This window comes from Pontibacter silvestris (assembly GCF_020907275.1).
Lineage (GTDB): Bacteria > Bacteroidota > Bacteroidia > Cytophagales > Hymenobacteraceae > Pontibacter > Pontibacter silvestris.
In genome coordinates this window covers 16444-41936 of record NZ_JAJJWI010000003.1, presented here as the reverse complement: position 1 = coordinate 41936, position 25493 = coordinate 16444, and the positions used below count along the sequence as shown (strand labels likewise).

The window sequence follows — 25493 nt, the reverse complement described above, 5'->3', positions numbered from 1 at the left end:
TAAATTTAAAAATTCTGATTAAAGATAGGTCTCTGCCTGCAGAATAAGAACCTTTTTCGACCAGAAGGTAATATTTATAGATGAGACAGCAGCTTTGACTCTGATTCATCCAACTGATGCAGGCGACCATTCATCAACTGTGCATCCTGCTTTACAGAACGGTCTGCCAATATCTTACGCTTGTTCAAATATTCATACTCATCTTTAGCAGCTGCATACTCTTTCTGTGATATTACCTTTTCAGCAAACAGCATTTGGTTCCGCTCAAACTTTCGTTTTGCCAGGACCAGATTGTACTCTATCTCTGCCAGTTCATTCTGCTTTCGGATCAGGTCCTGTTTCATGGTGATCTCTGAGTTTTGGCGTTCGTTCATCAGATCATATAACTGCGTTTCACGCGTCATAAAATCTATTTGCAACGTAGTATTAGAGGGCTTTAATATGGTATCTCCTTTCTCAACGGGCTGGTCATCATCTGTATAGATTTTCTCCAAACGGCCACCTTCTGTTATATCAAGGTAAAAAGTATTAAGCGGATCTACAGAACCATCTATGGCAATAAATGCCTGAAAAGTACCTTGCTGCACATCGCCAATTGTTACCCGCTCCGTATCTACATTCAGTTTAGAAGTATGCTCTGCAAAAAGCATGTTGTAGATAACAAGAATAAGCGCCAGGGCCACAGCGGCTACTGTGATTATTTTGGCAGGAGATCTTTTCTTTTCAATTACCTTGTCTATGAGAATGTGGTGTAGTAATAAGTACAGTTTATTTTATAGTTCTTTTATTTGTTGCCAATAAATATGCCATTTTAATTAGGCGGCTGTTCGTGAGAGTGTTATGTTGGTATTAGGCTTAATGGCTGTATTCCCATTGTCCGTTTCCGTACAGTTGGTGTCTGCTACCGAACATTAAATGAACAGTATGTATGCTATGTATAATATGGCTGTTACTGTTTTTAAGTTATGCTTTCTAATTCATATCTTAGGCGAACACAAATGCTTTTCTACTATGGCTAAAATGTCTTGTAAAATACTGATTGTAGATGATGAAGAAGATATTTTGCTTGTTGGAAGATTGCTTCTGAAGCAGCACTTTGCCACAGTCATGACTGCATCAGACCCTTATAAAATTCCTGCCTTACCGTAAAGGTAAATGAACTGCTGCGCAGCGTGTACAGGTTATTGCAGCCTGACATGGAAGCTCATAGCATTAAGTTAGCTATGTATTTGCCTGACGATACGATACAACTATTGGCTGACCCGGAGATGCTGGAACAGGTACTCATTAATCTTATTCAAAATGGAATGGAAGCTTGTCAGCACGCAGCAGAGCCATGTATAGAAGTAATAGCTTATTTAGATTCAAATGAGAAAGATCGGCTTTGGGTTGATGTAACGGATAATGGAGCAGGTGTACCAGACGATGTGATAGACAAGATTTTCACACCTTTCTATACGACAAAAAAGCAAGGCTCAGGCATAGGTTAAGCCTGTCGAAGCAGATTTTGCGACAGCACGGAGGCAGCGTCAATACTAACAGCAAACCAGACGGACCAACTACATTTAGTCTGCAGCTAAAAACCATGTAATACAAAATCGGAGGTAACAAGCTACTAACATACCGCTCTTATACTCGCTGCTGGTAACAAGCTTTTTATTGATGAATACTTACTTATAAAGGTTACTTCTGCTTTAAAATTATCTTTTAAAAATTTGAAGATAAGTTTGGGAAGTTAAATGAGCGGTGGATGCAGGAACTTAAAGTTTAAAAAAGGACTACAGATTAATGAACAGGCCCAGCAACAATGAAGAAGCAGAAGTTGCACTGCTGAGGCATTGCAAAAATAAATTAAGTTTTTTTGTACATTATTAAATAAAACAGCTGAGATATTTGTTGCTACATGAAAGACGAATCTGAGGACTGCTTTTAAGGCATATAAGCTGTAAAATCGTTAAAACAGAATGGAACGCATCATACTAGTATTTACATTGGCAGCTTTCGTGTTGCTGGGTTGCCAGAATAAACCAGAAGCAAAGGAGTATCAAGGTACACTAAAGGAGAATAGCAGTACGGTAACAAACGGTAAAAACAATCTACAGAAAGAGAATCCCTATTACTCACGCACAGATACAACTAAACTTGACCTGCCTGATGAGGTGTGGAAAAAGGTTCTGTCTGAAGATGTGTATCAGGTAGCAAGAGGCAAAGCCACTGAACGGGCCTTTACAGGTAAATATTGGAATTACACTGGTGTTGGTACTTATTATTGTGCTGCTTGTGGTAATGCTTTGTTTCGCTCCGATGCTAAGTTTGCAAGCGACTGCGGTTGGCCCAGCTTTTTTGAAACAATAAGAAAAAATGGTGTAGTGTATGAAACAGACACTACTTATGGTATGGTAAGAACAGAAGTACTATGTGGACGTTGTGATGCGCATCTCGGGCATTTGTTTGATGATGGACCGCCACCCACAGGAAAACGTTTTTGCATGAATTCTCTCGTACTTGATTTTGAACCTGGTAAGCATCTGGGTTTTGAATAGTAAAAGAGAGGCTATCTTTCTTGGTTTAAAAGGCAGCCTCTCTTTTTATAATTTAAGTTTTATACAAGTTAGCTTACATACTGCTTAATTATTTGTGCGAGCTGGTGCCCAGGCAAAGCTCCTGACTGGCGCCAGACCTGCTGCCCTTTGTTGAACAGTACAAAAGTTGGCACCCCCTGCACCCGATACTGTGCTGCAGCGCCCTGGTTCTTATCCACATTTACTTTAATTACCTTAAGCTTTCCGGCAAACTCACCAGCTATTTGTTGTACAATGGGGCTCATCGTTTTACAAGGGCCACACCAGTCGGCGTAAAAGTCAACCAGTACGGGCATGTCTCGCGCATTTATAAGTTCTGCAAATGTTTTTTTAACCATGTTTATCTCGTCTTTACATCTCTTTTTACGCAGACTTAAATGAAAGGGTGAGCTACACATTTGGGAGCTTTCCAGCCTTGTTCTTTATCAGTTAAAGCTTTCTTCTGTTGCAATTTTGCTTTCAGGATGTAATTGTTTTATAACTAATTAGTAAGTGGGTTTTTATGGATTAATTAAGTAAGAATAACTATTGAATGTTCAATTAAATATATTGAATTCTTACTTAATTAAGAATTCAATATATTTGAGCTTTAACTTTTAAGCCAAAGAAGATAAATAATGCCAAAGTACGATGGAACGGAAGGAGCTCCAATAGAATTAGCCCAAGCTGCTAAATGGACCAAAAATTTCCGGGAAAAGATTAAAGATGCTGAAGAAAGTGAAAAGATAAAAGCACACTTTTTTGGTCGTGATATCCTTAAGAAAATTCTGGAGCAGGAGGATTGTATGGGTATTCGCATGTATTATGCGAAAGACGATGCCGGACAAAAACAACTTATTTTAGTAGGTGCAACAGCAGAGGGAGAGGACATGGTTAACGGAATAGTTGCAGACATGTCAAAAGTCTGCCCTCCTGACTGTGTGGTTAGTGAGCTGAATGATTAATGGAAATATTCCTTAGAAAGTACTATCCTTGGTTGGTAGAGCTATCTTCATATAGTATTGCTGTACCAATAGTGGCTGGCATGCTCTTGATCATTAAAAGAAGTAGCTTATTATTTAAGCTACTTCTTTTTTATTGTTGCTTTATTCTTCTTATAGAAGGTGCCTCCCAACTGACTGTTTATATGGGAACACAAAGTAATTTGTGGCTGGCCCACCTTTATGTACCAATACAATTCGTTTTATTAGCAGCAAATTATTTTGTTAGCTTCAAAAAGCCACTTCTTAAATGTGGAGTTGCCGTTGTGGTAGCAGGGCTTGTATTAGTTAGTATTGCAAATGCTTTTCTGGGGGAAGGTATAACACAGATGAACTCCATACCGCGTGTGTTAGAAAGTATTTTACTTATTGGTATGGCTGTTTTATATTTTTACCAAACCTTACAGAATTTCAACCATACTTACCTGGACCGTGACCCGATGTTTGTGTTAAGTTGTGGGGTTCTTATTTACTTTGCAGGTACTTCCATGGCCTATGCTATGTTTAATCAAGCCTTGGCTGAATCTTATGATGCTGCACGTATTTGCCTCACAATAAATTTGGTGCTGAATATTTTCTTCAATTCTGTACTAATGATGGCACTGACCAGAACTCCAGTAAGATGAGCATACTCAAACCTGTTCTTCTGATCACGCCTGTTTTATTGATTCTGGCGATGGGCATTATTCTGTTTGTGGTGCTATACCAGCGGCGAATGTTGCAGCACCAGGAGCATGTGCGCGACCTGCTGGATATAAAACAACGGCAATTATTGAAAGCAACTATACAGGCGGAGGAGGAGGAGCGTAGACGCATAGCCCGCGATCTTCACGATGAAGTAGGGGCTATGCTGTCGTTGGTAAAGTTGAATTTAAGTCAGCTAACCAGACAACAAGAGTTGGAGTTACCTGCTGTTGTTGCTGTTGGCCAAAAAGCAAAAGAACAACTAGATGAAGTGATCAGCAGTGTACGACGCATTGCGCATGACCTGATGCCTGTTGTGCTGGAAAAAATGGGCTTGCCCATTGCTATTGAAGGTATGAAGCATGCCTTACCTTATGAATCCGGAATTAAGATGGACGTGACCTATAACGACAAAAAGAGGCGTGTAGAACCAAAGCTTGAACTACTTTTATACCGGATAGTGCAGGAGCTTTTTAACAATACTTTGAAGCATGCAAAAGCTTCCCGTATCAGCATAAATCTTATATTTGAAGAGGACAAGGTAAAGCTAATTTACACTGACAATGGAGTTGGTTTTAATTATGAAGCTTTGCTTCAGGATAAAACAATGGCTGATGGTCTAGGGCTTGTAAACATTCAGAGTAGAATCGCCCTGCTCAATGGCTCTGTTGATTTTCAATCTAATGAAGGAGCTGGAACAAAAGCTGTTTTTATAATAAATATTTCTTAATTTAGTGATAAATAATCAGTTGCGGAATATGAAACTGAAGTCTTTAACCTTAGCCATTGCAGACGATCATACACTTTTTAGAAAAGGTGTAATCGAAATTCTCAGAACTTATGATGAAATTACTATTATAGCTGATGCTGTTAATGGTGTTGATTTGCTGGAAAAAATAGAAAATAACTTGCCTGATATTGTAATGCTCGACCTAGAGATGCCCGAAATGGATGGTATAGCCACGGCTCGTTACATCATGAGCAAATATTCCGATATCAGAATCCTGATAATGTCTATGTATGGAGAGGAGTCTTTAGTAGAAACACTTTTAGATGAGGGAGTACATGGTTATTTGCTGAAGAGTGCAGAACCAGACGAATTACGAAATGCTTTGCAGACGCTGTTTGAGGGCAAAAGTTATTTTCCTCATAGTGGAAAAAAAACTTTTTCTGTTAGATATATTTAAACTTGTTTCCTTTATACCACCATTCGTTTATTTTTTATCTGAAGGCCATCAGTACGACAAGCTAAACAGAAGATAATTTTGAAGAGCCTGTGGTACAAAACCATTCTACATTCTTTGAGCATAACATAGCATTTACAAACTATTGGCAGCTGAACTTTGTTTAAAGTAAGAGGATATTATACGATTATCTTACAATGAGGAGAAAGCAGCAGGAGTATGTGTGTGAATTATGTGGGCGCCAGGTAGCAGCAGTCAGCAAGCATCATCTCGTGCCAAGAGAGGAAGGAGGCCGTTATGGGGCAACTGCCGATTTGTGCCAGCCTTGCCATAGTACCTTACATCTTACTTTTAGTAACCGCGATTTAGCTACTCAATATAATTCTATTACAGTTCTCCAAAAGGCAGAAGCACTCCAGAAATATCTGAAGTGGGTAAAGAACAAGCGCCTGGAGCGTATTTCGAACAGGCGCAGCAAAAGCAGGAGCCGTTAACTGGCTTTTGATGTGTTAATGTAAAATAAGGTATCAAATATTATAGCTTCTTCACTTTACATTAACACATCATTTAAAAGGTTGGCATACTTACTTTGCTTGCTTTAACTTAAAGATCATATCAGACTTATATTGATGTAAGCTTTCCTCCAGACCAGCAGGGTAACTGTACGGGTTTAGATGACGACGTGTACTTTCGTGTAACTGGTTTAGTTCCTCTTTTGCTTTGCTTTGTATAGCAGTCAGAGTGGGCAACTCATATTCTAATTCACCTTTTCTGAAAATAGGCACCAGTAAATCAGAGTATTTTGTGTCTGTTGATATTTTTTTTCGGCGAGTGTTATCCAGCGGGTCCACTATAACCCGTTGTTCTGGTAGAGCCTCAGCTTCGTTAAATATCATATCAGCTATGTAGCCTTGTTCATTCAGGAAGCGTCGCACCTGTAGTATACCTGGGTTTGATGTTTTAGCCAACTGCTCAGAAAGCTTTACTTTATACTCCCATTTACCATCATTATTTCGGAGTGCGGCTAGTTTGTAAACTCCTCCCAGGGCAGGCTGATCATAGGCCGTCACCATTTTGGTGCCTATTCCCCACACATTAATCTTGGCGCCTTCCTGTTTTAATGTGGTAATAAAACGCTCATCCAGGTCATTGCTTGCTACTATGTTCGTATAAGTTAATCCGGCATCATCCAAGAGCTTTCGAGCCTCCTTACTCAGGTAAGACAAATCCCCAGAGTCTAAACGGATACCATTTAGCCGGAAGCCCTGAGGTTCTAGCTTTTTTGCTGCAGTAATTGCTTTACGCACTCCTTCTAGTGTATCATAGGTATCTACTAAAAATACCGAATCTTGTGGGAAAGCCTTGCCATAAGCCATAAAAGCGTCTTCCTCCTCATCAAAAGCCTGTACCCAGCTGTGAGCATGTGTACCACTAACCGGAATACCGAAAAGCTGCCCGGCAAGCACATTAGAGGTAGCACCTACACCTCCTATAAAGGATGCGCGTGTCGCCGCTAAAGCTCCGTCTATACCTTGTGAACGACGCATTCCGAATTCAATAACACGGTCTCCTTTGGCTGCATCAACAATACGGGCAGCTTTGGTGGCAATAAGTGTTTGAAAGTTTAGGATGGTAAGCAAAGGTGTTTCTATAAGCTGTGCCTGTAACAAAGGGCCACACACCCTGACAAGAGGCTCATTAGGAAACACAACAGTACCTTCTGGTATGGCATCCACATCGCAGCTAAAACGCATGTCCTGCAGGTACTCCAGAAAAGCCTGTTCAAACAGCGGCTGCCCTTGGCTACCTTTAAGACTAGCTAGATATTCTAAATCTTCTTCTCTAAACTTCAGATCCTGGAGGTATTGTACAGCATATTCCAGGCCTGCCGCCATTGTATAGCCGCCATCAAAAGGATTTTTGCGGAAGTATAAGTGAAACACAGCTTCTTGTTCAGCCATTCCTTGTTTCCAGTAGCCATAGGCCATCGTCAGCTGGTATAGGTCAGTAAGCAGCGAAAGGGAAGTAGCGTATATGTCTTTTGTAATGTTCATGATAATTAAAAAATGTCTTCGGAATACGAATAAGTGAGTAGACAAAGTTAAACGAAGTTTTTAGGATTGCAGATTTTAGTGCTTTCCATCCACAATCAGGATACTTACTACGAAGTCATACTTAAAATGAATAAGCTTCTTAACTTAGTCTGAATTCTGCTACACTTTTTTTACCTTTAGTCTGTGATAAAAAGAAGCTTTATACCTTTCTCCGAGATAAAAAAACACAAAGCCATCGTGGTGGACAGCACCCATGCCAATGGCTTTATGCTGTCGCACTGGCGTGGCGCGCCTACCCCACCTGAGGTTCGTGATGATACCAGTGCAGCCATGGTGTTAAATGCTATGAAGCTAGGGTTGCCAGAACTTGAATTACAATATGTGACTGCCAATCATTTTGATGTGGATGGCTTTGTTGGGGTATGGGCACTGCTGAACCCCGAAGAGGCTATGGAGCATGAAGAGTTACTGCGGCAAATGGCCCTGATAGGAGACTTCCGGGAACTGGACCTGAACCACCCGCTGGCAGGAGAGGCGTTGAAACTGGTATGCTGGATAAATGCAAAAGAGCGGGAATTGTTTTATCCGCCATTTGGAGCAGAACAGATGCCGGAGCCGGAAGTAACACTCTGCCCAAAAAAGTTTGACTACTTTTTGCGAGAGTTCAAACGGGTATTACAAGACCCTGAGTGGGAGCGGAGCGCATGGGAAGACGAAGCAGCAAGTGTGTTACTGGGCTACCGCGATATGTATAAGCCAGAGACTAAGCTTACGCGTTACCCTGAATTTGGCTTGATAATTATTGAAACGCCGCACCCGGTGCATTACTATGCATTGTTTAGTCGCACTATTGGTTATGATATAGTTTTGAGCTGTTATGAGCAGAACCGCTATGAATTGGAATATAAATACACAACATGGGTTGATATTGACTCAAGGCCTACGTTGCCTCGTTTAAGTATGGCTCCACTGGCAGAAAAGCTGAATCAGTTGGAAAAAAGCGGTCGTCGCTGGGCGTTTGATGCCGTGACTGACACCGGCCCCCTTCTTCGTCTTAATGGTGCTAAACTAACCCGGATGGAAGCTTATGATAACCCTACAGAACGCGGAATTTACACTTCTTCTATTGCAGTCGATCAACTAAAGGATGTTATAACAGATCATTTCCGAAAAGCTTATGCTGGTATAGAACCTCGCTATAACTGGACTTGGCAGGAAATAAAAGCAATGGCTAGGCAGTAGTAAGCTTATATACTTTGAGAAGTCTTATTTTAAGAATATGTAGTATTGGGTTTATATAAGGGCTTTATAATATCTTTTCAGAAAACAATCATTCAAAATGTTTCATTTTAGGTGAAAATTAAAAATTAACTTCTTCTTCATTTGTATAGTATAAACAGCATATATCTAAACACAATTCTTTGAGGAATACACAAAATGAAGAAAATACTATGTCCTGTAGATTTTTCGAAAACATCTACAAAGGCTATTGATTATGCCGTTCATATAGCGCAACGTGCTGGGGGGCACCTGTCGCTGATGCATGTTATTCATATACCTGTCGTTGATACTTCTGATACAGCCTTGGTGGCCAATGAGCTATTGGATGAACAGATGCATGATGCTGGAGAAAAACTAAAAGCACTGATACAATTTGTTGAAGAAAAACATGGTGCAAACCGTGGGGGCGGTTTTACATGTAATTATATACTGGAGGAAGGCCTACTTACTGATTTAGCTGAGCGCTTGTGCAAGGTCGATGGCTATGACTTAATTGTGATGGGAACAACAGGGCTAAGCAGCCCTCTAGAGGAACTGTTTGTTGGTAGTAATACAGAAGCTGTGGTAGAGGAGGTAAATTGTGCGGTGCTCTCTATACCTGCCAATGCGCAATTTGCTGATATAGAGAAAATTATATATGCCTCTGATTATAGCGCAGAGGATAAATATGCGCTGAATGAAGTTGTTGGGTTTGGCAGTTTGTTTGGGGCTCCTATAGATGTGGTGCATGTGGTAAAGGAGAGAACAGCAGCCAGCACGACAAAAGCGAATGAGTTCTGGCAAGAGCTTAATGAAGATTATCATGATGTGCCCATGCAGTTTCAGGAGGTTGTAAGTAAACACCGGGATGAAGGACTGAAGAACTACTACAAAGAAGCAAATGGAAGCGTACTGGCAGTTGTCAGAAAAGAAAAAGGCTTTTTGCAGGAGCTGTTTTCAAAGAGCCTTGCAGAGCGCATGACTTATCAGGCAGATGTGCCGTTGCTGGTACTTCATGGGAGAAAAAGCTGACATGGTAAGGTAAAGAGAAAGGCTACTTTAAAGTAGCCTTTCTCTTTACCTTACCATGTCTTTATCAAAAATATGATCTAAGTCTTTACTGCAGGTTTCGCAGTTGTAGCGGCCATAGGCCTCAATAGCCCGTGTAAGAGTTACATTTTTGAAAGTGCCATCAGTTTCATTGCACTGCGCCAGCACAGGGCAATCATGTTGTGTGTGAAAGATATCAGACGTACCGTTCTCACATATCCATACCCGCTTATCAGCTAGTTCCGGTGGAATGATAAAGAAATCAGGAGCTGGCCTTTTCTGGGTAGTATCTGCACCCGCCTGTGTTTCTGTGGGAGGGGTGGTCTCATTTACTGCATCCTTATTTTCTGCAGGTTGGCATGAAAACAAGGCAGTAGAAACGGAAACAACAATTAAAAGGCTTTTCAAAGCCTGAATGGGTTCTTTAATAAGGGATAAGTTCATTAAAATGTATAGCTTGTCTTATATAGCCAAAGATAGTAAAATAAACTATTTGCTACAGGTTTTGTCAGCTCTTCTGCCATACTGCCTGATAGCTTCAGCTTCGGTAACGGTCAGTACTTCGGCCTTACAACGCTTTAGCACCGAGCAATTGACTTTTACATGATAAACAGCTGATCCGGAACTGTTGCAAAGGTATACTGCTCGCTTGGTAGCACCCGCTGGCACAGGTGCTTTTGCCATTGTACTGGTTGTGCTTAAACTATCACCACTTCTTTTGTTTTTGCGGAAGTCCCAGGGCGCTGTAGGGTTTGGGTCCTGCCAAAGGCCACGTTTAAACCGGCGGGCATCTACCTCCAGGTTCGCCAGGTTCTGATCAGTAGAATAAGCTTTGTAATGCCAGGCGTACCCGTTTCTTACTAGCTCTTCATTCAGGCTGCGTCCATCCGGAAGTATAATAGTGCCTACAGTTCGGCCATAACGATCTTTGTTGTGTGCTATAAGCCGTACACTTTTGCTGAACACCAAGTCTGATGTAAACTGCTTTGCGCGCTGCCCGTAATCCTGATTCTTTTCCGGTGTATCTACCCCGTATAAGCGTACCGTTACAGGCTGCCCATTCTGAAGTAGCTCTATGGTGTCACCATCTTTTATAGCCACTACTTTATCGCCAGCTGTTGATGTGGGCTTGTCTTTTTCAGATACCGTGGCAGGTAATTGTTCAATAGTTATTTTGTCAGTTGATGATGCCGTTTCATCCTGGCCACCTGAATTTACCTCAGCCCGTTCAAAGATAGCTTGCTGCCTCTCCCGAAACTGTTCCTGCGCTTCTTCTTTGCTTTGCTGTTTACATGATAATACCGTGTAAACAGCAAATATTATAAGTAGTAATTGTTTTAAAGGTTTGGTCATGTTGGGGCGCTAATAGAGGTGCATAGGTAAGCAAAGTTGTGCAAAAGAGAAAGTCTGCGGCACTTAAGTCATGCTCATGTATAGTAAGCAGAAAACTTTAGTTTGAAACATTATAAACTTATATTAGCTTATCTTATGTCTATTTAAGGCTATAGGAGCACTACTTTTTGGCTTACGGACTGGCCTATAGGAACTGTAAATATAAAGGCACTCCCTTTGCCTGGCTCACTTTTAACGTTTATGTGTCCGTTGTTATAGGTTATAAGTTCTTTGCAAAGCGTTAGGCCTATACCGCTTCCTTTTTCATTTGCAGTACCTCTGGTCGTATAATTCTGGCTGCTGAACAATTGTGCTAACGTATCCTCAGACATACCTACACCCGAGTCTTTTACTGTAATAACCATATGTGTATTTACAGACACAGCTGTAATACGAATAACATCATTTGCATTGCAGAACTTAATCGCATTTGAAATAAGGTTTCGGAGGATAAGCTTTACCATTTCTTTGTCTGCGAATATGGTGGCTTCAGGTTTTACATCATTTTTAAGGGTGATTTCTTTCTGAACCGCTTGTGGCTGTAGTAGAGTAACGTTTTCTTGTACCAGCTTGTACAGTTGCAGTGTTTCAGGTTTAATCTCCATTCCCTGCATCTGAGACTTAGCCCATATTAGCAGGTTATCCAGTAAAGCAAGTGCATTTTGCTGGCTTGTTTCCAGCGTCGACATAAACCCTTTCAACTTATCCATCGGAACTGCTCCTGAAGCCACAATTCCGATGAGCCCTTTAAGAGATACTAAAGGGCCTCTTAAATCATGTGCAATAACAGAGAAAAGCCTGTCTTTTACAGTATTCAGCCGCTCTAACTCTTCTTTCTGCGTCTGTAGCAACGCTGCCTGGGTAGCAAGTTCCTCTTTCTGCTTACTTAAAACAGCACTGTGGTGTAATACTTCCTGGTTCTTTTGTAACAACAATTTATTTGCTACACGCAAACCCTGTCTGCCTTTAAAAAATATAAGAGCTATGAAACATGCCATTATAAATAAGGATACAGTAGAGTACAGTACTGCTTTTCTGCGCTCTAGCTCCTCTTCTTGTAGATTATGCTGGGCCTTCAGTAGTAGATTTTCCTGCTCGGTTTTCTCTTTTTCATAAGCCAGTTGTAGTTCTGCTATTTTTAAATCCACCTCGGTATTATGTAAGCTGTCTTTGTACTGGTTTTGCAGTGTCAGGTACTCATGTGCATTTTCGTAATCTCCTAGTTCTATGTATATGTTATTAAGTAGTTCAGCTGCAATTTGTATTTCATTCTTTGAGTTGATGGCCTGTACAACTTTAAGGTTCTGTAAGGCATAAGGCAGAGCAAGGTCAGGCCTTTTCCCAAACATATACGCCTGTGCCATACCATATAAGGCGTAGGCTTTCTCCAGCGAATTGCCTTCCGTCGTATTAAGTTTTAGTGCACGCCTATGATAATTAATAGCTTTTTCCCACTCTCCTGTTTCTGAATAAAGGAAACCAGCATTGTTAAGACTGATGAGTACGCCCGGTAAATCGTTTACTTGCTCTTTCAGCTGCAGCCCACGTAAAATATACGTTAAGGCTTTCTTCAGGTCTCCCTGTTGCTGATAGATGCTGCCCAGGTTGTTAATGGAACGGGCAGCGGAAGCTGTATCGTGTATGGATTCAGCAATGTGTAAAGACTTAATAAATAGTTCTGTAGCCTCAGGGTACTTTTGTTGTTCACTGTAAATGGAACCAATATTATTATAGCTGGCTGATATGCCGGATGAATCAGCAATAGCCTCACGGATACGGAGGGATTTGTAGTAGTAGTCAGTTGCCTTGCTATAGTCACCATACGTGTCATAAGCAATGCCTATACTATTATAAGCTAATGCTAGCCCAGCTTTATTGTCTTCTTCCTTAGCCAGTGCCGCAGCCTTTTTACCATAAGTTAATGAGGAGGAAAGAGATACATTACAACTAAGCTTACTTAGCTCGCATAAAAGCCTTACCTGTTGAGCAGGATCGGTAGATGCCTCCAGTTTAGCTTTCAGTTCTTTTTCATCAGACTGTTGGGCAATGATGCTGAAAGTAGAAAGAAAGCAAACAATAAGCAGTAGAAACTTCATTAAGTGTCAGAGGTTTTCCCCAAATATAAAAGGTAATATATTCTTTTCTAACATTTATTAGAGGTCCTTCTGGTAAACTATAAGTTATTATTAGCTAATATATTATTACAAATAGGTTCTCAAGGAGATAGAAACAAAAGCTATATCTTATTTGTGTATTATGTTGTCAGGCTGAATCAGCAGCAACTGCTTTATATGCTTTAGCAAAAACAGCTAACGTTCCGCAAACTGGGTGTTGGGCATTTGATGGCTCTTCAGTTTCCGGTTGCTGTTTATTTTATAAATGGCTATGGTGCCTGAATTTACAAGTTAATGCCCAATAACCTGTTTGCATTGTTGTAAGTCGTTTATTTTATTATCGTCCTTTTAAGCTATCCTTTCTTATTTGGTCCCAATTTTCATTAAAACTTCTTGATTTATCAATAAAACCTGCTTCATAAGGCGTCAAAACGATAAATGAACCGCATTTTTTTGACAAACTTGAAAGTAATTTCACCAAAATCCTTAGGTCACTTTTTATGGCAAGCAATATTTTTATCTCTTCATCAACTTTAAAGGATTGCGGATATTTTAAAGTAAAATCTGCTCCATATCCTATTTCACTGTCTTTTATACTAAACGAATGGATTGTTTCTTCTTTTCCTTTTTTTAATTCAATTTCGTCTAAGCTTATTGATTCGGATAAAATTTCTAAATCAGTGTTCTTTATCGAATCCTGTATTTCTAATAAAGTAGGAAACCTGCTTTCTTTTTCAATATTATCCAAATTCATTCTGCCTTGCATTTTTAATGAATTGATATGACTTTTCAAATCATCATCTGATTGAGCCAATCTTATTGGAAATATTGTATAGCTGACACCCATTAAACTTTGAATTATCTTATTGATTTCTTATTCTGGCGAGAGGGCATTTTAGAATGACTTACAACTATTTCCTTTACCAACCTACTACCTCTACCTTACTTACACCTCCTGCTTGTTTTTTTACCCGGATCTGTGTGCTTATTCGTTCTTTCAGTGCTTCAACGTGTGAGATTATACCTATCATTTTCCCGCTTGCCTGCAAGTTTTCCAAAGTAGAAATAGCAGCATCCAGTGTTTCAGCATCCAGCGTGCCGAAGCCTTCATCTATAAACAAAGAGTTAATTTGAGTGCGGCGGCCAGCCAGGTCGGAGAGGCCAAGTGCCAGCGCCAGGCTTACCAAAAAGCTTTCGCCGCCAGACAAGGTATTCATGGGCCTGACAGCTTCTGCCTGGTAAGTATCCACAATAAGCAACTCAAGGTCTTCTTCTGAAGATTTAAGGATGCGGTAGCGGTCGTTTAGCTTTTGCAAATGACGGTTTGCCAGTTCTACGAGGCGTGCCAGTGTTAGCCCCTGCGCAAAGCGGCTGAACTTATTGCCATCAGCTGAACCGATCAGGCTCGACAATTGCTCCCAGCGGTGGCACACCTGCTGTTGTGTTCGTAACTGCTCTGCCAGTTCCCTGTTTTTCTCACGTTGCTGAGTGTCCTGCTCCAGTAGCTGCTGATAGCGGGCACGTTGGGCAATCAGTTCGTGTTGCTGCTTTGTCTTTTCCTGATGCAGCTCCCGCAACGCTTCTCCAGTTTCTCCTGTCATATCTTTTGACTTTACCTGTGCGAGTTCGTGTTGTACATCGCTCAGGCTTTTGCGCAGCTCTGTCAGGTGCTTTTCTGCCTGGTTTTTAAGGTTAGCCAGGCGGGTGGCCTCATCTTTATTGATAAGCATTTGGCTAAGCGCCTCAATTGTTTCTATGCCTTGTTGTTGAAGCACACGTAGCAGCCCTTCACGCAACTCATCCAGTAAAGATTTATTTTGATGATGTGTTTGCTGGTACTCTTGCTGGCGCTGGCGGCTCTCCTGTAGTTCCTGTTGCTTTTTCAGTTGAGCAGTACGGGCCTCTTCGGCTTGTGATGCCTGGGCTTTTAATTCTTGATGTGCCCGTAGCCGCTCCTGCTGCGGGTCTTTCTCGCCAAACAGTTGTACCCGCTCTTCTTTTAGCTGAGAAAGTTTTAAATGTTCCTCTTTCAGATTCTCCTGCCTGGCTTTCAGTTCCTGTTGCTTCTCCTGTACTTTTAAATTCAGGCTTTTTACCTCGGCGTTCAACTCCACGTAGGCAGTGCGCATTTTTTCCAGGTTCTGCTGCTTTTGTACATAAGCTGCTGCCTGTTGCTCCAGCGTGTGCAGTAACTCCTGCCGCTTCTCAGCTTTATATAGCAAGCCAAATGTAGCAGCAATCGACTCGACCGTTTCTGTATGCGCCTGCTGCTGCTCCTTTTCATCTTCCAGGCTTACCGCTAACTTTTCCAGCTGTGTTTTTAGGTATTTCCTTGATTGCTCCAGTTGGTTCAGCTGAGACTGTAGCTGCAGTTGTGCTTCGCGTAATTGCTGGCCCTGCTGGTTCATGCTTTCCAGCTCCTTGCTGTAAGCCCTGGCTCTTACAAGCTTTTGCTGAAGCTGCCCTAGTTCCTGCTTTTGCTGTTGTATCAGCTGTTCTAAACGTTCCGCTTCCTCAATGCTTATGGTTATATCTACAGCATTGGCAGCAAAAGCCTGTTGCAAGCGTTTAACCTCTGTTTCGGCTTCAGCTCTGGCTGTGGAGGCTAACTGCTGCCTTTGCTGCAGCGTGCTAAGTTGCAGGTTTAAATTATGTATGCTTTGCTGCAGTTCAGTTACTAATGCCTGTTGTGTATCCCGTTTCTGTACTTCTTCCGGTAGGCTTATGTTATATTCACTTTCTACAAATGGGTGCTGCTCCGAGCCACAGAGTGGACACGGTTGGCCAGGCTGAAGCATATGCCGTGCCTCCTCGTATTTCTGGATTTGCTGTTGCAATAGCACCAGCTTCTGAATATATTTCAGGCGTTCTGTCGCATCAGTGTATTGCTGCTGTGTAGCCGTCAGGCTAAGCTGTTGCGCCTTTACTTCTGACTCCTGCTGGATGAGCTGTTGCGTAAGCCCCTGTACTTTTTGTTTCTGTTGCTGATTTTGCTTTGCCAGTTCCAGTAGCTTTTCGTAGCGAGCCAATAACAAAGGGTGTTCCTGTGCCGATTGTTCTAAATCGTCAATAGATCTGTCGGCGAGTAAAGTTTGCAGTTGTGCGATCTTTTCCTTCTTCTGCTTGTCGGCAATTTGCTTCTGATCAGTATTTTCCTGCTGCTTTTTTGTTAGTTGTACTTGCTGTAAAGTTTCCTGCTGTAGCTGTTTCTGTAGTTCCTGTTGCTCCTGTTGACATCGTTTTATCCGTAGCTCTACCTCTTGCAGGTCTTTTATGGACTGCTTTATAACATGCAGGTTCTCGCTTAAATCCTGCAGGCGCTCATGTTCCTGTAGCCAATTTTTAACATTGGTGGCTTCCTGTGTCAGCTTATCAAGACTTTGCTGCTTTGTTTCCAGCAATGTTTTTTCCTGTTGATGATTCTCCCCGAACTGCACATAAGCAGCTTTCTCCTTCTGGTACTGTTCACGTATGGTGTGTAACTGGTGGTCCAGCTTATTTACTTTTTCCAGTAAAGGCTCCAGCTTTTGCAGTGCTTCTTCCTGTTGATGGTGCACCTTACCTGCTTCGGAGGCTACTTTACCTGCTAATTCAAGCTCGGCTTCCAATACAGGTAACTGGTTTTTCAGCGTGTCTAACTGCGACTGTACCTGTACCAGTTGGCCATTAGCTAATTCAATACGGGTAAGCTGGCTTTCATATTGCTGTGCCTGCTCATGTTGTTGCAGCTTCTTAAAGTCAGGTTGCAAGCTTTCCAATTTTTGCTCCTGTGTTTGCAAAGCTATCAGGTGCTGTTGAGACTTTGCTTGTAACTGCTGTACCTGGGTAAGCCACTGTATCTGTTCCTGTAACCTGGCGGTTTCCTGCCCAAGTATACTTTCATGCCCCGTAAGCTCTGCAATGCTTGCTTCATAAGCTTTACGTTCCTCTTCTGGCAGAAGCTTGTTGTCCTGTAGCTTATGTTCCAGGTCTTCACGTTTTAGACGTTCAGCTTTTGCTTTCTCAAAAGCAAATTTTGAAATTTCAGAATAAATGCCGGTATCGGTAATTTTCTCTAACAGACTACTTCGCTCGTTTGGGTTAGCTTTAAGAAAACGGGCAAAGTCACCTTGTGAGAGCATGACTGAGCGCAGGAACTGGTTGTAATCTAACCCGCTAAGTTCCGCCACTTTATCCGGTACCTGACTGGGCTTTAGGTCAAGTAGGGCATCTTCAGCATAATCGTAAAGCTCCATGTGAACCGGTTGTATGTTACCGTCTGCTTTTCCCCGGCTACGGCGCAGGTGCCATTTAGAACGATAGCGTTTGCCCTTTGCCTCAAACTCTACTTCAGCATAGCTCTCTGCTGTATGGCGAGTCATTAGCTCCAGAGGCTTGTCTTGGTTGTGGCGGTGTACCAAGCCGTAGAGGCCTACTGTCATTGCATCCAGTATAGTCGTTTTGCCAGCACCTGTCGGGCCTGTAATAGCAAACAGACCGGCATCAGACAGAGGGCTTTGGTCGAAGCGAATTTCATGCTCTCCTTTCAGAGAGTTGAGGTTCTGGAAACGTACGGCTAAAATTTTCACGGTAAAAGATTTTAGAGCTTAGGGCAAAGATAAAGGTATGGGACTTACTTTCTCCGGGGGATTAGCTTTCTGAAAGCAGCCATATCCTCAGGAGAGACAAAAGCTTTTTTAGGAATATAGATAAACTGAGACCTGGCAATATAAAGCAGCCAGTACGATTTTCGTTCAATGGCATTGATAATATAGCTCAAAGGAAGTTCATTGTGCACATTGTCTTCACTCTGAGATACAATCTTTTCGGAATAAACGATGAGGCGGCGAGGAATGAAAAGGTTCTTGTTCTTACTGGAATTAGCTATAAAGTACAGGTAAATAAAGATGCCAACTAAGTATGCCAGCGCGATGCAAACATAAATGGTTGCCACAGGGTCTTCTCCAAATCGCTCTAAAAGCAGCAAGCTGAATGTTAGTGAAAGCAGGTACAGCCACCAGTAACGTCGCAGCCTGTTAACGGCCATTATCTTAAAGTAGCTTTTTGGGTCCAGTGAATAAGTGTTTGTGCGTATCACAGCTAATGCTCTTTCTGTTAAAGTTGAAACTGGCTTATGTAAGTTGTAAGTAAATAACCTTCTCAGCTTTCTTCCGCCTGCCCCATCAGTTCCAGAAGCTCTGAAAATGTTGATACCAGTTCTGTATGATCACCATCAGGCAAAGAGCTTTCACAGCGTTTTAAAAAAACGTCTTTTTCGCTTAAAATATGTAAGTCCGTTTCCTGTTGCACCTGTTGCTCCAGTGTCTGCCTATTAGCCTTTATAATGGGCGGGCGGTGAATAAGTACTTGCACTTCAGGCTTCAGGGCAAGTACTTCCTCCAGTTGCTGGTTTAGGTCGGGGAGGTGCGAGTCAAGTTCTACCTGTATTTCGGCCCAAGCAGGTAAGTGGTTTGCACTATTATCAAACAGCACGAGTTGTTGTTTTACTTTATCCAGAGAGCCTTTGAAGCGTACTAACTTACGGCAGCAGGGGATCTCCAGCTCACGCAGTTCTGTCAGTTTATCAGCATCAAAATCAAGTATAAATACTACTTTTTTGTCTGTTACTTCGCTGAAGCTAAGCGGAATAGGAGAGCCGGAGTAGCGGATGTGATGGGTATTGTTTACTTTCTGAGGGCGGTGCAAGTGCCCAAGTGCTACATAATCAAATTCCTTTGGAAACTGATCAGCCCCGATCTGCCCAAGGTTTCCAACGTGTATTTCTTTCTCACTGTCTGATGCGGAGCCTCCTGCAGCAAATAAATGCCCCATGGCTATAACAGGTACACTTTGTTGCTTGTATTGTTGCACATGTGGCACAAAGGCTTCATAATGAGCCGCTATGCCTTGTTTAATGCGCACCTCCCGCTCTTCGTATGTTTCCCCTGAAACAGACAGGCGTACATCCCGGTCACGGAGAAAAGGAACAGCACAGACAACTAACTGTAGCTTACCTGCTTTATCGTATAGCTCAATTAGTTCATCAAGCGGGTCGGTTGTGGCTCCCCCAATAACATGAATGTTGAAACATTCCAGTAGTTCTTTAGGAGCGCTTAAGGTAGATACAGAGTCGTGGTTGCCTCCGGTTATAATAATATGTCGGCAACAGGTGGTACATACCTTGCGCAGAAAATCATAGTAGAGTTTGAAAGCAGTATTGGAAGGAGAACCTGTGTCAAAGACATCACCAGACATTATTAGCACCTCAACCTGTTCATTTTCTAAAGTTTGTAGCAGCCAGTTGAGGAAATGCTGGTGTTCTTCGGTGCGTTCGAGGTTAACGAGCCTTTGGCCTAAATGCCAGTCTGAAGTGTGTAGTATGCGCATATCCCTTTTCCTTTCTCCTGATACAGCCTCCAAGATAAATTAAAATATAGGTATGTTACAAGCCGGCGCTTCTACTTTTTAGGGAAGAGTGGTTATTCGATTAGCAAGAGATACTTACTTTCAGTCTTGATCTGTATTATTTTTTGATTTGACAGTTGTACTACAAGTTATGACTCTCCAGTTGTATTGTATTTTTATCAACCTTTGTTTGCGTTGCTCTGCCATAACCTGTGCAAATATCGTAGGTGTTACTGTGACTAAAAGGGTATGTATAACTGTGCTGTATTTTGTGCGTTTTGTCCTGTAAGGAGAGGCTGAATGTACTTTATTTTTGCACAGAAATAACCGGAAAACAATTTTGCTATGAAGAGTTGGAAAGAGACTAAGTTATACAGCATCTTAACTGTTAAATGCCCTAGGTGCCATGAAGGAGATATGTTTCCTCCTAACACCTTGTATAAGCCTGGTAAATTTGATAAAATGAACGAGTTCTGCCCTTGTTGCAGGCAGCCTTTTGAGCCGGAGCCAGGGTATTATTATGGAGCTATGTTTGTAAGCTATGCTTTTAGTACAGCTATTTTTATAGCTGTCTGGATTGCGTTGAGTTTTCTGGTAGAGGAAGTATCAATAACGATGATGGTCATAGCCATTCTTGTTATTGTGGTAGGGCTGCTCCCAATCAACTTCAGGTTATCGAGGGCTATGTGGATAAACTTCTTTATTAGTTACAAAGGGCCCTGTGAGGAAATTAAGAAAGAGTAGCTCCCACTATTTTCTAAACAGATGCTTTTAACTTGCTTATCCAATTATAGTATATTGGGCTTATTAAAAAAAGCCGATATGCCACGAAAAGATTTACCTGTTTATCAGATTCAAAATTTTCAGCCTCAGGCTTATGCAAAAGCTAACTTTTATATAAAATATTTTGAAGAGCACTTGTTGGAGCACGCATTTATTCAAAAGCCGCACAAGCATGACTTTTATATTGTTCTTTTAGTAACTTATGGAACAGGTACACATACCATAGATTTCAAAACCTATCCTGTAAAACCAGGAACAGTGTTCTTTTTAAGTCCAGGTCAGGTACATTCCTGGCAGCTTTCGGTTGATGCAAAGGGAACGATTATATTTTTTAGTACTGATTTTTACCTCCTTGAGCAACCACAAAAGAAGCTCAGGATTTACCCTTTCTTCAACAATATGCTGCATAAACCCTTGGTTCAGCTTTCAGAACATGAAGTGATCTTTTTGCAGTCGATTTTTCAGCAGATGGAGCAGGAGTATATAGGGCAAAGGTGGAAGAAAGAGGATATTATTCGAAACTATCTGGACATCATCTTTATTCTGTTGACCAGAGTGTACCAGTCCCAGAATCCAGATGAGCAGAATAAGGCAAAAATATTATCGGAGTTAGAGCAGTTCGAAGATCTGCTAGAGCAGCATTATAAGCAACATCTTCCTGTTAGCTTTTATGCAGAGCAGTTACATGTAACAGTTAAGCAGCTGAACGACACATGTAAACGCGCTTTTGGGAAAACTGCTACAGAGTGTATACAGGATAGACTTGTTCTGGAGGCCAGCCGTTTACTGATTCATTCTGAAAACTCTGTTACGCAAATAGCAGCAGAACTAGGCTTTTTTGACAACTCATACTTTGCACGTTTCTTTAGAAAGCACACCGGATTTACGCCAAAGCAGTTTCGGGAATCTCATTGACATAAGAGTTCATTTGTTCTTAAATGTTCTGAAGTCAGTGTAAAGCAGGTGTGCAGCTTATAAGCAATGGTTCCCTTGCCTTTCTGTGTAGATTGATTACTTCTGCTTTGGGGATACTGTTGGCAGACCTGCTTCCTCTAAGGCTGTAAATCCGCCAATGTTGTATACCCGCTCAAAGCCTGCTTCCTGTAGCATCTGGGCTGCTTTACCACTTCTATTACCTGTGGCACAGTAGAGATAGTAAGTTTTTTTCTTGTCCCAGCTTTTCATGTCTTCTGCAAATGTGCCGCCGCGGTAGTCAGAGTTCTTAGCACCTTTTACATGAGCTTCTGTAAACTCCTCAGGGGTGCGTACATCCAGCAGAACCGGTTCTTTAGATGTTGCTTTCTGTGCCTTGTACTCTGTTGGTGTCAGGCGTTTAACTGCATCTGTATCTTGCTGGGATGAGCAAAAGTTTAGAGTTGCGGCAAGAGTAATAATAAGGAATACATTCATAGGGAGTAGAATTAATTAACAGGTTCAGGGGAAACAAAAATTTCTTTATAATTAGTCTGAAACTTTTTATAAAGAAATTTACTAATCTGTCTGCAAAAATAGCAAGCTTTGTACAGCACATCCAAGAAAAAGCAAAGCTGCTGCTAAAAAGTTTTGCTGCTATTTATGCACTCAATTATGTTCGTGATAGTTAAATCGGGAAGGGAGTAGTAAACGTTTTTGCCTTCTCGTTGCGTGAGTAAAATGCCTTTGTCGCGCATATTGGTTAAATGGTGCGAAAGCAGTGACTGTTCTATTTCCAGGGCTTCCTGCAACTGGCTTACGCTAAGGCGATCAGTTTGCTCCAGTAAATCTATTATGCTGATGCGTACAGGGTGTGCTACACATTTAAGCAAATAGGCTGCCCTTTCCAACTTCTTCTTATCAACCCTGACTTTTAAGGTACTCATTTTTATAACTCCTATGCTTGTATTCTTTTGTATAGATATGAACATCTTTTCATAGATGCTAAATTGGATACAATTGATATGAGTAAGAAGTTCCGCTTTGGCCAAGTTATACCTTCGAAACACAATTAAAACAAAAGAGCCGGCATTTGCCGGCTCTTTTGTTTTAATTGTGTTTTAATTATTCTTAGTTCGCATGCAGCGTATCAGAGTAAGCACTTATGTCTACTCCTAAACCTTGTGCAACACCTAAGCCTAACGCTATGTCAGCCCGGAAGAAGTGGCACAACTGTCTGTTAATTATCTCTAATCTTTTAGGTCCGTCAATGCCTTTCATGGCTCCAACAATATTGCTGATGGTATTCTTCTTTTCTTCGGGAGTCATTAAGCGGAACAAATCACCAGGTTGTGTGTAGTGGTCGTTCTCGTTTTCGCCATTGCGGTCGTACCAGTCAGCTACTACATTGCCCAGGTTTTGTGCAGGCTCTTTGTAAATTGGGTCAGGCTGCACATTGCTGAAGCTGTTCGGGAAGTAATTTGGAGCTTTGCCTCCGTTACCATCTACACGCATAGCACCGTCACGCTGATAATTATTTGTCGCAAATGGGCATCTGTTTACCGGAATCTGCTCGTAGTTCGCACCCAATCGGTAACGTTGTGCATCAGGGTAACCAAGTATACGGCCCTGCAGCATTTTATCTGGTGAGAAGCTGATGCCGTCTACAATATGCGCAGGGGCAAAAGCTGCCTGCTCTACATGTGCAAAGTAGTTATCAGGGTTTTCGTTAAGCTCCAGTACACCTACATCTATAAGAGGGAAATCTTTCTGAGACCATACTTTGGTAACATCAAACGGATTCCACTTATAATTTGTGGCCTCTTCTTCGGTCATTATCTGCACTTTTACTGCCCATCTAGGAAAGTCGCCTCTGTCAATAGCCTCTACGAGGTCGCGCTGGGCCTGGTCAGGGTCTAAACCTTTCATGGCCGTAGCTTCTGCATCTACAAAGTTTTTGATTCCCTGTAAGGTTTTGAAATGGAACTTTACAAAGTGGCGCTCATTATTTTTATTGATAAAAGAGAACGTGTGACTACCGAAACCATGCATGTGGCGGTAAGAGTACGGAGTACCCCGGTCACTCATCAGTATGAGCACCTGGTGTAAGCTTTCCGGGTTAAGAGACCAGAAGTCCCACACCATGGTTGCACTTTTGCAATTCGTGTAAGGGTCGCGCTTTTGTGTGTGTATAAAGTCAGGGAACTTCTTAGGATCTTTAATAAAGAACACAGGTGTGTTGTTTCCTACTAAGTCCCAGTTGCCGTCTTCTGTATAGAATTTCAGTGCAAAGCCACGAGGGTCACGCTCACTGTCTGCACTTCCTTTTTCACCACCTACTGTTGAGAAACGCAGAAACACGCGTGTCTCTTTACCTATCTCACTAAATAGTTTGGCTTTGGTGTATTTTGTGATGTCGTGGGTAACGGTGAAGGTACCATAAGCTCCACTACCTTTTGCATGTACCACGCGCTCTGGTATTCGCTCTCGGTTGAAATGTGCCAGTTTCTCATGCAGAATATAGTCTTCCAGTAACACAGGTCCTCGGGGGCCTGCTGTTAAACTGTTTTCATGCTCATAATAAGGTCTACCTGAAGCTGTGGTTAGTTTTACTGTTTTTTCTTGTTCGCTCATGGCTATATACTTTAAACTGATGTTGTGATTGCGATCAATCATTAAGGTTGTTCAAAAGTATAGCAATGGGCTATATTTATCAAATCGATAATTGTTATAATATTATAGTTTGTGTTTATAATTATTATGATTTATTTAAAAAGCCTCTCCAATTCCAACAAACACTGCAATACCCTCACGGCCTAAACCAATATCGAGACGGCTATTTAGCTTTTCCTGAGGCAATACACTGTAGCGAAACCCTGTACCAATGGAGTATTTAAGCGTTGAGAGGCTTATGTCAGAAGGTTTATCGAAAACGTCGCCAACGCCTGCGAAGGCAACCATGCCTACCTTCCTGAAGAGCGGGAAACGGTATTCTGCCTGTGTGCCGGCAAAGTGATCATCGAAGAAACGATTACGGGCGTAACTCCTGAGTATGCGTTCACCACCGGAAGTAGCCAGGCGCTGGACAGGTACATTCCCACTATTCAGGTTAAGAACTGTATTTGTACCCAGCACGTGGTCAGGCTTTAATTCATAATAACTGCTGAAGATAAAATTGTAGTTATTGTAGTCAAAGTCTCCGCCAAAAGTGCTCCCGAAATGGTAAGCTGAGAGCTCTAAATAGTAACCTTTGCTAGGGAAAGCGACATTATTCCGTGCATCGATAAGGAATATAGCCCCAAGGCCGCTGTTTATGCCCCCTTTATAACCCGGTATCTGGTTTGCGCGTAGTTGGCTGTCTCTTTGTGCATCCAGTGAGTCAAGCTTAATATTGTAGTAATTTTCAATCTGGAAATCAGGACCGAAGAAAACGTGCCGGCCAAGGCTTTTTAAACCAGCTATTCGGGCACTTACATAATTGTACCAGAATATCTCTTCGTCCTCGTCTTGTGACACATTTCCGATACCGTAAAAGCGGTCGCGGTAAATGCGGTTCCTGAGCTCTCCTCTCAGCAAGAATTTTTCGTCACGGGTAAAAATGTTCCAGGATAGCCACTGATATGTCTGCTTGTTCCATGTGTAGTCAGCAAACAGCCGGGCAACGGATAAACGGGTATAGGTAGTATCTGTCTTGCTTTTAAGTTTAAGGTAACCCAGTATGTTGGCGCCTATGGCAAAGCCTGTATTGGGTGTGTAGTACACCACAGGAGCCGGAATAACACCTTTTATTGTTTTAGTATTGGAAGACGTATCAGTTAATATTGCTATACTTTGTGCTTTACCAGACAGCGTAGTAAGAATCAGTAACAGAGGTAAATAGTAGTATCTATAAGAATGCATTTAGTTCTTGATTTAGTTTCTCTAAATTATTCTTACGGTATCTGTATATAACAGGATAAATTGTATTATGTCCTGTGAATATTTATTTTGGATCATGCTGTAGTATCTAAAAGTTTCATATTTTTTACTTTAAGCTATCTATTAAACAATACATGCTTGTTAAGATGAATCCTAAATTAAGATGTTATTATTAGTTAAGTGCCAATTTGTTGAG

At 41.7% G+C, this 25493-nt stretch carries 26 protein-coding genes; 12 read left to right on the top strand and 14 right to left on the bottom strand.

The genetic code is table 11. The annotated features are described in order from the left end of the window. Positions 1 to 74: 74 nt before the first annotated feature. Positions 75 to 683: an HlyD family secretion protein gene (locus LN995_RS03410; RefSeq protein ID WP_229958377.1), complete on the bottom strand. Its 609-nt coding sequence runs from the start codon at positions 681 to 683 to the stop codon at positions 75 to 77. 328 nt (positions 684 to 1011) lie between these two features. Here LN995_RS03410 and LN995_RS03405 point away from each other — a divergent pair, with 328 nt between their 5' ends. From LN995_RS03405 to msrB, 3 genes are all read left to right on the top strand, one after another. Then, positions 1012 to 1149, top strand: a complete 138-nt coding sequence (locus LN995_RS03405) for a response regulator (RefSeq protein ID WP_229958375.1) — start codon at positions 1012 to 1014, stop codon at positions 1147 to 1149. Between the two features lie 47 nt (positions 1150 to 1196). Next, positions 1197 to 1490: an ATP-binding protein gene (locus LN995_RS03400; protein WP_229958373.1), complete on the top strand. Its 294-nt coding sequence runs from the start codon at positions 1197 to 1199 to the stop codon at positions 1488 to 1490. 474 nt (positions 1491 to 1964) lie between these two features. Continuing rightward, positions 1965 to 2543 carry a peptide-methionine (R)-S-oxide reductase MsrB gene (gene msrB / locus LN995_RS03395; RefSeq protein ID WP_229958371.1) on the top strand — a complete coding sequence of 193 codons (579 nt, stop codon included), beginning with the start codon at positions 1965 to 1967 and terminating at the stop codon, positions 2541 to 2543. A gap of 68 nt (positions 2544 to 2611) precedes the next feature. Here the strand turns inward: msrB and trxA are convergent, their stop codons facing one another. After that, a complete protein-coding gene (gene trxA / locus LN995_RS03390) occupies positions 2612 to 2980 on the bottom strand; it encodes a thioredoxin (protein ID WP_377470090.1) in 369 nt (122 codons plus the stop codon). A 219-nt stretch (positions 2981 to 3199) separates the two neighbouring features. Between trxA and LN995_RS03385 the strand changes: the two genes are divergently transcribed. From LN995_RS03385 to LN995_RS03365, 5 genes are all read left to right on the top strand, one after another. Beyond that, positions 3200 to 3526, top strand: a complete 327-nt coding sequence (locus LN995_RS03385; protein WP_229958368.1) for a hypothetical protein — start codon at positions 3200 to 3202, stop codon at positions 3524 to 3526. A 32-nt stretch (positions 3527 to 3558) separates the two neighbouring features. Beyond that, on the top strand, positions 3559 to 4188 hold the full coding sequence (locus tag LN995_RS03380) for a hypothetical protein (protein WP_229958366.1): 630 nt from the start codon (positions 3559 to 3561) through the stop codon (positions 4186 to 4188). Then, on the top strand, positions 4185 to 4976 hold the full coding sequence (locus LN995_RS03375; RefSeq protein ID WP_229958364.1) for a sensor histidine kinase: 792 nt from the start codon (positions 4185 to 4187) through the stop codon (positions 4974 to 4976). The genes LN995_RS03380 and LN995_RS03375 overlap by 4 nt, the downstream gene beginning before the upstream one ends. Positions 4977 to 5004: 28 nt before the next feature. Next, entirely contained in the window at positions 5005 to 5433 is a 429-nt protein-coding gene (locus tag LN995_RS03370; protein WP_229958362.1) for a response regulator, read from the top strand. Positions 5434 to 5627: 194 nt separating this feature from the next. Next, a complete protein-coding gene (locus LN995_RS03365) occupies positions 5628 to 5924 on the top strand; it encodes an HNH endonuclease (RefSeq protein WP_229958360.1) in 297 nt (98 codons plus the stop codon). 90 nt (positions 5925 to 6014) lie between these two features. Here the strand turns inward: LN995_RS03365 and LN995_RS03360 are convergent, their stop codons facing one another. Continuing rightward, positions 6015 to 7484, bottom strand: coding sequence for a nicotinate phosphoribosyltransferase (locus tag LN995_RS03360; RefSeq protein WP_229958358.1), 1470 nt, complete (start codon positions 7482 to 7484; stop codon positions 6015 to 6017). A gap of 183 nt (positions 7485 to 7667) precedes the next feature. On the opposite strand from LN995_RS03360, the gene LN995_RS03355 reads away from it, so the two are divergent. Beyond that, the gene (locus LN995_RS03355) at positions 7668 to 8726 is read left to right on the top strand and encodes a DUF6687 family protein (RefSeq protein ID WP_229958357.1); all 1059 of its coding nucleotides are present in this window, start codon (positions 7668 to 7670) and stop codon (positions 8724 to 8726) included. Positions 8727 to 8921: 195 nt separating this feature from the next. Further along, positions 8922 to 9776: a universal stress protein gene (locus tag LN995_RS03350; RefSeq protein ID WP_229958356.1), complete on the top strand. Its 855-nt coding sequence runs from the start codon at positions 8922 to 8924 to the stop codon at positions 9774 to 9776. 45 nt (positions 9777 to 9821) lie between these two features. Here the strand turns inward: LN995_RS03350 and LN995_RS03345 are convergent, their stop codons facing one another. From LN995_RS03345 to LN995_RS03315, 7 genes are all read right to left on the bottom strand, one after another. Next, on the bottom strand, positions 9822 to 10238 hold the full coding sequence (locus LN995_RS03345) for a hypothetical protein (RefSeq protein ID WP_229958354.1): 417 nt from the start codon (positions 10236 to 10238) through the stop codon (positions 9822 to 9824). 45 nt (positions 10239 to 10283) lie between these two features. Beyond that, on the bottom strand, positions 10284 to 11147 hold the full coding sequence (locus LN995_RS03340) for a thermonuclease family protein (RefSeq protein WP_229958352.1): 864 nt from the start codon (positions 11145 to 11147) through the stop codon (positions 10284 to 10286). A 149-nt stretch (positions 11148 to 11296) separates the two neighbouring features. Then, a complete protein-coding gene (locus tag LN995_RS03335; protein WP_229958350.1) occupies positions 11297 to 13282 on the bottom strand; it encodes a tetratricopeptide repeat-containing sensor histidine kinase in 1986 nt (661 codons plus the stop codon). Positions 13283 to 13637: 355 nt separating this feature from the next. After that, positions 13638 to 14114, bottom strand: coding sequence for a hypothetical protein (locus LN995_RS03330; RefSeq protein WP_229958348.1), 477 nt, complete (start codon positions 14112 to 14114; stop codon positions 13638 to 13640). Between the two features lie 106 nt (positions 14115 to 14220). Beyond that, positions 14221 to 17868 carry an AAA family ATPase gene (locus LN995_RS22005; RefSeq protein WP_229958346.1) on the bottom strand — a complete coding sequence of 1216 codons (3648 nt, stop codon included), beginning with the start codon at positions 17866 to 17868 and terminating at the stop codon, positions 14221 to 14223. Positions 17869 to 17912: 44 nt separating this feature from the next. Beyond that, complete coding sequence (locus LN995_RS03320) at positions 17913 to 18377, bottom strand: YcxB family protein (RefSeq protein WP_229958345.1); 465 nt, start codon at positions 18375 to 18377, stop codon at positions 17913 to 17915. A 62-nt stretch (positions 18378 to 18439) separates the two neighbouring features. Continuing rightward, entirely contained in the window at positions 18440 to 19666 is a 1227-nt protein-coding gene (locus tag LN995_RS03315) for an exonuclease SbcCD subunit D C-terminal domain-containing protein (protein WP_229958344.1), read from the bottom strand. A 363-nt stretch (positions 19667 to 20029) separates the two neighbouring features. Between LN995_RS03315 and LN995_RS03310 the strand changes: the two genes are divergently transcribed. Both LN995_RS03310 and LN995_RS03305 read left to right on the top strand, forming a co-directional pair. Beyond that, positions 20030 to 20428: a DUF983 domain-containing protein gene (locus LN995_RS03310; RefSeq protein ID WP_229958343.1), complete on the top strand. Its 399-nt coding sequence runs from the start codon at positions 20030 to 20032 to the stop codon at positions 20426 to 20428. Between the two features lie 78 nt (positions 20429 to 20506). Then, positions 20507 to 21382, top strand: a complete 876-nt coding sequence (locus LN995_RS03305) for a helix-turn-helix domain-containing protein (protein WP_229958342.1) — start codon at positions 20507 to 20509, stop codon at positions 21380 to 21382. A 96-nt stretch (positions 21383 to 21478) separates the two neighbouring features. Here the strand turns inward: LN995_RS03305 and LN995_RS03300 are convergent, their stop codons facing one another. The 4 genes from LN995_RS03300 to LN995_RS03285 all read right to left on the bottom strand — a co-directional run bounded on the left by LN995_RS03300 (position 21479) and on the right by LN995_RS03285 (position 25279). Further along, complete coding sequence (locus tag LN995_RS03300) at positions 21479 to 21877, bottom strand: rhodanese-like domain-containing protein (RefSeq protein ID WP_229958341.1); 399 nt, start codon at positions 21875 to 21877, stop codon at positions 21479 to 21481. 143 nt (positions 21878 to 22020) lie between these two features. Next, on the bottom strand, positions 22021 to 22326 hold the full coding sequence (locus LN995_RS03295) for an ArsR/SmtB family transcription factor (protein ID WP_229958340.1): 306 nt from the start codon (positions 22324 to 22326) through the stop codon (positions 22021 to 22023). Positions 22327 to 22510: 184 nt separating this feature from the next. Then, complete coding sequence (locus LN995_RS03290) at positions 22511 to 24013, bottom strand: catalase (protein ID WP_229958339.1); 1503 nt, start codon at positions 24011 to 24013, stop codon at positions 22511 to 22513. Between the two features lie 135 nt (positions 24014 to 24148). Further along, positions 24149 to 25279, bottom strand: a complete 1131-nt coding sequence (locus LN995_RS03285) for a BamA/TamA family outer membrane protein (protein ID WP_229958338.1) — start codon at positions 25277 to 25279, stop codon at positions 24149 to 24151. Positions 25280 to 25493: the final 214 nt, after the last annotated feature.

Excerpts from the sequence above, each read along its gene's own strand:
- LN995_RS03290 (WP_229958339.1), bottom strand. The coding sequence starts at position 24,013 with ATGAGCGAACAAGAAAAAACAGTAAAACTAACCACAGCTTCAGGTAGA.
- LN995_RS03340 (WP_229958352.1), bottom strand. The coding sequence starts at position 11,147 with ATGACCAAACCTTTAAAACAATTACTACTTATAATATTTGCTGTTTAC.
- LN995_RS03295 (WP_229958340.1), bottom strand. The coding sequence starts at position 22,326 with ATGAGTACCTTAAAAGTCAGGGTTGATAAGAAGAAGTTGGAAAGGGCA.
- LN995_RS03405 (WP_229958375.1), top strand. The coding sequence starts at position 1,012 with ATGGCTAAAATGTCTTGTAAAATACTGATTGTAGATGATGAAGAAGAT.
- LN995_RS03335 (WP_229958350.1), bottom strand. The coding sequence starts at position 13,282 with ATGAAGTTTCTACTGCTTATTGTTTGCTTTCTTTCTACTTTCAGCATC.
- LN995_RS03350 (WP_229958356.1), top strand. The coding sequence starts at position 8,922 with ATGAAGAAAATACTATGTCCTGTAGATTTTTCGAAAACATCTACAAAG.
- LN995_RS03305 (WP_229958342.1), top strand. The coding sequence starts at position 20,507 with ATGCCACGAAAAGATTTACCTGTTTATCAGATTCAAAATTTTCAGCCT.
- LN995_RS03300 (WP_229958341.1), bottom strand. The coding sequence starts at position 21,877 with ATGAATGTATTCCTTATTATTACTCTTGCCGCAACTCTAAACTTTTGC.
- LN995_RS03400 (WP_229958373.1), top strand. The coding sequence starts at position 1,197 with ATGGAAGCTCATAGCATTAAGTTAGCTATGTATTTGCCTGACGATACG.
- LN995_RS03345 (WP_229958354.1), bottom strand. The coding sequence starts at position 10,238 with ATGAACTTATCCCTTATTAAAGAACCCATTCAGGCTTTGAAAAGCCTT.
- LN995_RS03310 (WP_229958343.1), top strand. The coding sequence starts at position 20,030 with ATGAAGAGTTGGAAAGAGACTAAGTTATACAGCATCTTAACTGTTAAA.
- LN995_RS03360 (WP_229958358.1), bottom strand. The coding sequence starts at position 7,484 with ATGAACATTACAAAAGACATATACGCTACTTCCCTTTCGCTGCTTACT.
- trxA (WP_377470090.1), bottom strand. The coding sequence starts at position 2,980 with ATGTGTAGCTCACCCTTTCATTTAAGTCTGCGTAAAAAGAGATGTAAA.
- LN995_RS03375 (WP_229958364.1), top strand. The coding sequence starts at position 4,185 with ATGAGCATACTCAAACCTGTTCTTCTGATCACGCCTGTTTTATTGATT.
- LN995_RS03285 (WP_229958338.1), bottom strand. The coding sequence starts at position 25,279 with ATGCATTCTTATAGATACTACTATTTACCTCTGTTACTGATTCTTACT.
- LN995_RS03365 (WP_229958360.1), top strand. The coding sequence starts at position 5,628 with ATGAGGAGAAAGCAGCAGGAGTATGTGTGTGAATTATGTGGGCGCCAG.
- LN995_RS03315 (WP_229958344.1), bottom strand. The coding sequence starts at position 19,666 with ATGCGCATACTACACACTTCAGACTGGCATTTAGGCCAAAGGCTCGTT.
- msrB (WP_229958371.1), top strand. The coding sequence starts at position 1,965 with ATGGAACGCATCATACTAGTATTTACATTGGCAGCTTTCGTGTTGCTG.
- LN995_RS03370 (WP_229958362.1), top strand. The coding sequence starts at position 5,005 with ATGAAACTGAAGTCTTTAACCTTAGCCATTGCAGACGATCATACACTT.
- LN995_RS03385 (WP_229958368.1), top strand. The coding sequence starts at position 3,200 with ATGCCAAAGTACGATGGAACGGAAGGAGCTCCAATAGAATTAGCCCAA.